Source organism: Actinokineospora bangkokensis, from assembly GCF_001940455.1.
Classification (GTDB): domain Bacteria; phylum Actinomycetota; class Actinomycetes; order Mycobacteriales; family Pseudonocardiaceae; genus Actinokineospora; species Actinokineospora bangkokensis.
In genome coordinates this window covers 89,519-94,617 of sequence record NZ_MKQR01000023.1, presented here as the reverse complement: position 1 = coordinate 94,617, position 5,099 = coordinate 89,519, and the positions used below count along the sequence as shown (strand labels likewise).

4 protein-coding genes and 1 other RNA gene are annotated in these 5,099 nt (G+C 72.4%); 3 read left to right on the top strand and 2 right to left on the bottom strand.

The features are described from left to right. On the bottom strand, window positions 1-1,293 hold a 1,293-nt coding region (locus BJP25_RS21810), incomplete at its 3' end, for a DNA polymerase III subunit gamma and tau (RefSeq protein WP_143219248.1). A gap of 64 nt (window positions 1,294-1,357) precedes the next feature. Here BJP25_RS21810 and BJP25_RS21805 point away from each other — a divergent pair. Then, on the top strand, window positions 1,358-2,356 hold the full coding sequence (locus BJP25_RS21805; RefSeq protein WP_075976858.1) for an LLM class flavin-dependent oxidoreductase: 999 nt from the start codon (window positions 1,358-1,360) through the stop codon (window positions 2,354-2,356). A 555-nt stretch (window positions 2,357-2,911) separates the two neighbouring features. Here the strand turns inward: BJP25_RS21805 and ffs are convergent. Continuing rightward, an RNA gene (ffs, locus tag BJP25_RS21800) (signal recognition particle sRNA small type) lies at window positions 2,912-3,006 on the bottom strand. A 147-nt stretch (window positions 3,007-3,153) separates the two neighbouring features. On the opposite strand from ffs, the gene BJP25_RS21795 reads away from it, so the two are divergent. Beyond that, window positions 3,154-4,362: an MFS transporter gene (locus BJP25_RS21795; RefSeq protein ID WP_075976857.1), complete on the top strand. Its 1,209-nt coding sequence runs from the start codon at window positions 3,154-3,156 to the stop codon at window positions 4,360-4,362. A gap of 130 nt (window positions 4,363-4,492) precedes the next feature. Then, complete coding sequence (locus tag BJP25_RS21790) at window positions 4,493-5,044, top strand: snapalysin family zinc-dependent metalloprotease (protein WP_075976856.1); 552 nt, start codon at window positions 4,493-4,495, stop codon at window positions 5,042-5,044. Window positions 5,045-5,099 lie beyond the last annotated feature (55 nt).

The window sequence follows — 5,099 nt, the reverse complement described above, 5'->3', positions numbered from 1 at the left end:
CTCCGGGGCGGCTTGGCGCTGGGAGGGGCGGGTGATCTGGGGGCGGTCCTCGCGCTGGGGCGGGCGCTGCGCGGCGGGGCGGTCCGGGGTGGCCGGGGCCGCGGGGGGCGCCGGGGAGGCGACGGTGGCGCGGCGTTCCAGCTGTTCGAGGCGTTGCAGGACGGCGGAGTCCGCGGCGGCGTCGGTGGGGACGGCGCCGGGGAGGAGCATGCGGGAGCACAGCAGCTCCAGGACCAGGCGGGGGGCGGTGGCGCCGCGCATGTCCGTCAGGCCGGTGTGGACGATCTCGGCGTAGCGGGTGAGGGTGGCCGCGCCGATCGCGGCGGCCTGGCGGTTCATCGCTTCGAGCTCGTCGGCGGGGGCGCTGACCAGGCCGCGCGGGCCCGCGTCCGGGACCGCCTTGAGCAGGACCAGGTCGCGCAGGCGGTCGAGCAGGTCGGAGGCGAAGCGGCGGGGGTCGTGGCCCGCCTCCACCAGCCGGTCGACCGTCGCGTACACCGCCGAGGCGTCGCCTGCGGCGAGGCCGTCCACCACGTCGTCGAGCAGCGCGGAGTCGGTGACGCCCAGCAGCGAGACGGCCCGGTCGTAGGTGACGCCCTCCGGGCCCGCGCCGGCCAGCAGCTGGTCGAGCACCGACTGGGTGTCGCGGGCCGAACCGCCGCCCGCGCGGATGACCAGCGGGAACACCGCCGGTTCGACGACCGCGCCCTCCGCGGCGCAGTTGCGCTCCAGCAGGTCGCGCATCGCGCCGGGGGGGATCAGCCGGAACGGGTAGTGGTGCGTGCGCGAGCGGATCGTGGGCAGGACCTTGTCCGGCTCGGTGGTCGCGAAGATGAAGACCAGGTGCTCCGGCGGTTCCTCGACGATCTTGAGCAGGGCGTTGAAGCCCTGCGTGGTGACCATGTGCGCCTCGTCGACGATGAACACCCGGTAGCGCGAGTGCGCCGGGGCGTAGAAGGCGCGGTCGCGCAGCTCGCGGGCGTCGTCGACACCACCGTGCGACGCCGCGTCCAACTCGGTGACGTCCACGCTGCCCGGGCCGTTCGGGGCCAGCTGCACGCACGAGTCGCACACCCCGCACGGCTCGTCGGTCGGGCCCTGCGCGCAGTTGAGCGAGCGGGCCAGGATGCGGGCGCTGGAGGTCTTGCCGCAGCCGCGGGGGCCGGAGAACAGGTAGGCGTGGTTCACCCGGCCCGCGGCGAGCGCGGTGCGCAGCGGCACGGTCACGTGCTCCTGGCCCACCACCTCGGCGAAGGTCGCGGGCCGGTACTTGCGGTAGAGGGCGAGCGCCACGCCACGACACTACCGGCCCCGGCGACCCGGGAATCCCCGGCGGTGCCCGGGCGTTGCAGCGGGGGTGAGCACCCCGTTCTCAGTACTCGACCTCGCCCCCGTCGCCAGCGGAGCCACCGAGACCGAGGCCCTGCGCAACAGCCTCGACCTGGCGCGCACCACCGAACGGCTCGGCTACCACCGGTACTGGGTCGCCGAGCACCACAACATGCCGGGCATCGCCTCGTCGGCGCCCGCGGTGCTGCTCGGGCACATCGGCATGGCCACCGAGCGGATCAGGATCGGGTCGGGCGGGGTGATGCTGCCCAACCACGCCCCGCTCGTGGTGGCCGAGCAGTTCGGCATGCTGGAGGCCTTCCACCCCGGGCGCGTGGACCTGGGCATCGGGCGCGCTCCGGGCACCGACCAGGTGACCGCCCGGGCGCTGCGCCGGACCACCGGGCCGCTCTCGGCGGATGACTTCCCGCAGCAGCTCACCGAACTCGCCAACTACTTCACCGGCCGCGACTCTCAGGGCGTCACGGCGGTGCCCGCACTGGGCAACCAGCCCGCGATCTGGCTGCTGGGCTCCAGCGGCTACAGCGCGCAGGTGGCCGGGCTGCTCGGCCTGCCCTTCGCCTTCGCGCACCACTTCAGCTCGGAGAACACGCTGCCCGCGCTGGCGCTGTACCGGGAGCGCTTCCGCCCCTCCGCCGTGCTGGACGAGCCGTACGCGATGATCGCCGCGAACGTCCTCTGCGCCGACGACGACGAGACCGCCCGGGAGCTGGCCAAGCCCGCGCTGCTCCAGTTCCTCAAGCTCCGCAAGGGCGACCCCGGCAAGCTCCCCTCCCCCGCCGAGGCCGCCGCGTACGACTACACCGACATCGACCGGCTGTTCCTGGAGGAGCGCCTCGACGGCCAGGTCGTCGGCGGCCCGGAGACCGTCCGGCGCGGCGTGGAGGACCTGATCGCGTCCACGGGGGTGGACGAGCTGATGATCACCACCTCGGTCTACGACCACGCCGACCGCATCCGCAGCTACGAGCACATCGCGAAGCTGTTCGACCTGTCTGCGCGGTGACTCGCGGTTCCCCCTGCGGTGGGTCACCCGGACGTGGGCGAGTTGTCCACAGGGAGATCATTGCGGCCTTGTTTGCGCTGGTCAGCGGGTAGAATGGCCGCAAGGGACCAGAGCCCCTTGGGTGGGTGGGGGCTGCGGATGGTGACGCGCGGGGGCGTGTGAAGTTGATCTTGGCTCGGTGGGGACGGGTGGGATTGGCGCGGTGTGGACGGGGTTGCTGGGCGCAGTGGGGCCTGTCCTCGGGGGCCGCGAGTGTGTAACTCGGGAGGTGGCGAGTCAAGGGCGCCTTCGGCGTCGCTTCGCGATGGGCTACGCCCACCCTTGACACGCCACCTCCCGAGCTACGAGCGGCCGGGACTGGGTCAGGCCGGGGGGGGCTGAGCAAAGCCCATGACCTTTTGCTCAGCTGAGCTTCGTTGGCTTTGCCGGGGGGTTGTGGGGGCTGGGCGCGTGGAGTTTCGGGGGTGCGGGGGTGTTGGCCGAACGACGGCTCCAGGGAAGGGCGGGGCTCGCCTTCGGCTTTGCGCGAGGGGCGAGAGTGCGCCCGGGGGAAGAAAAGGGGGACCCCGCGCACCTGCCAGAGCCCACTTATCCTTGCTGCCTTCCGGCCCTGGGGAGGTTCATGGGGTGCACACCGCACGGGGTCCGGGGACCAGTGTACTGACCGGCGGGGTGGGGGCGCAGGGGGGTCGCGGGGCGGGGTGGTTAGCGAGGCTAAGGAAAGTTGTGTAGCATTGCTAAGCGTTAGCCCGGGACGGCCGCGCCCCGGGGGAGTCCTGCGGTGGGAGGTCTGCGGCATGTCCGGTCCGGGGTTGGCGGAGTCGTTGAAGGGGCAGCCGAGGGTCGTGTGGGTCACGGCCTTCGCGGCGGTGATCGCGTTCATGGGGATCGGGTTGGTGGACCCGATCCTGCTGTCGATCGCGGAGGGGTTGCAGGCGAGCCCTTCGCAGGTGACGTTGCTGTTCTCGTCGTACCTGGGGGTGCAGGTGCTGGCGATGCTGGTGACGGGGGCGTGCGCGTCGCGGTTCGGGGCGAAGCGGACGTTGCTGGCGGGGTTGGGGCTCATCGTCGTGGCGACGGTGGCGTGCGCGTTGGCGGGGAGCATCGGGGAGCTGGTCGGGTTGCGGGCGGTGTGGGGGTTGGGGAACGCCCTGTTCATCGCGACCGCGTTGTCGGTGATCGTCGGGGCGGCGTCGGGTGGGCAACAGGGGGCGATCGTGCTCTACGAGGCCGCGCTCGGGTTGGGGCTGTCGACCGGGCCGTTGCTGGGGGCGCTGCTGGGGTCGGTCTCGTGGCGGGGGCCGTTCGCCGGGGCGGCGGTGCTGATGGCGGTCGCGCTGGTGCTGTGCGCGACGCGGTTGAGGTCGGACCGGCACGAGCCGCGGGAGCGGGTTCGGGTGCTCGACCCCTTGAAGGCGTTGCGGCACAGGGGGTTGCTGCTGACCTCGATCGGATCGGCCCTCTACACCGCCGCGTTCTTCGTGGTGCTGGCGTGGTCGCCGTTCGTGCTCGGGTGGGGGGCTGTGCCGATCGGGCTGGTGTTCTTCGGGTGGGGGCTGTGCGTCGCGGTGTCCGGTGTGGTGCTCGCGCCGAAGCTGGCCGGGCGGCTCGGGGAGCGGCACGCGACGATCGTGGCCGTGCTCGCCTACGCCGCGCTGATGGCGGCGATGGTGATCGAGGACAACGTGGTCCTGGTGGTCGCGGTGGTCCTGAGCGGGGTCGCGTCCGGACTGCTCAACACCCTGTTCACCGGCACCGCGATGAGCGCGAGCGGCGCGCCGCGGCCGGTGGCCAGCGCCGGGTACAACTTCTGCCGGTGGTTGGGCGGCGCGCTGGCCGCGACGCTGGTGGGGCACGTCGCGGAGTGGTTCGGGTGGTCGAGGGCGCCGTTCCTGGTCGCCGCGGTGCTGTGCGTCGTGGCGGCGGGGGTGCTCGCCCTCAACCGCACCCGCCGCGACCCGCGGGTGGTGCCCGCCGAGGCGGTGCTGGTGGGCGGAGAAGCCTGACCGGTGAGCCCCCCACCTGGTCAATACGCCGTTGCGGTTGGCAATTAACCACAGGCCGATGACCTGGTGAAAGGGCGACCGCGCCTTCTACCGTCGAGGAATCCTCCCCCTGCAACCGAGGAGTCCGCGAATGTTCCGCAAGTCCCTCGCCGCCGCCGCCATCGCGGCCGCGGCCGTCGTCCCCCTGACCGCCACCCCGGCCGGTGCGACCGAGGCCGGTGCCGCCGTCGTCACGCTCACCTACAGCGTGACCGGGGCGCCGTCGTTCGTGAACCAGATCGCCACCAGCGCCTCGCACTGGAACAGCTCGGTCACCAACGTCAAGCTGCAGCGGGTGTCCTCCGGGGCGAACTTCTCCTACCGCGAGGGCAACGACCCCCGCGGGTCCTACGCCAGCACCAACGGCCACGGCAGCGGCTACATCTTCATCGACTACACCCAGGTCCGCCAGTACGACGTCATCCGGGTCATCACGCACGAGACCGGGCACGTGCTCGGCCTGCCCGACCACTACTCGGGCCCGTGCTCGGAGCTGATGTCCGGCGGCGGCCCCGGCACCTCGTGCACCAACTCCTACCCCAACTCCACCGAGCGGGCCAGGGTCAACTCCCTGTGGGCCAACGGGTTCACCGCCGGTGGTGAGCAGCGCACCGTGGTCGAGCCCCAGGTCTTCCAGCACTGACCTGCGGTTATAGCGGCCGTGTAGCGGGCCGACCCAGCCTGGTGGCGACATCGGC

What these genes read in the sequence shown, in the direction of transcription:
- BJP25_RS21795 (WP_075976857.1), top strand. Translation starts at nt 3,154, where the DNA reads ATGTCCGGTCCGGGGTTGGCGGAGTCGTTGAAGGGGCAGCCGAGGGTC.
- BJP25_RS21790 (WP_075976856.1), top strand. Translation starts at nt 4,493, where the DNA reads ATGTTCCGCAAGTCCCTCGCCGCCGCCGCCATCGCGGCCGCGGCCGTC.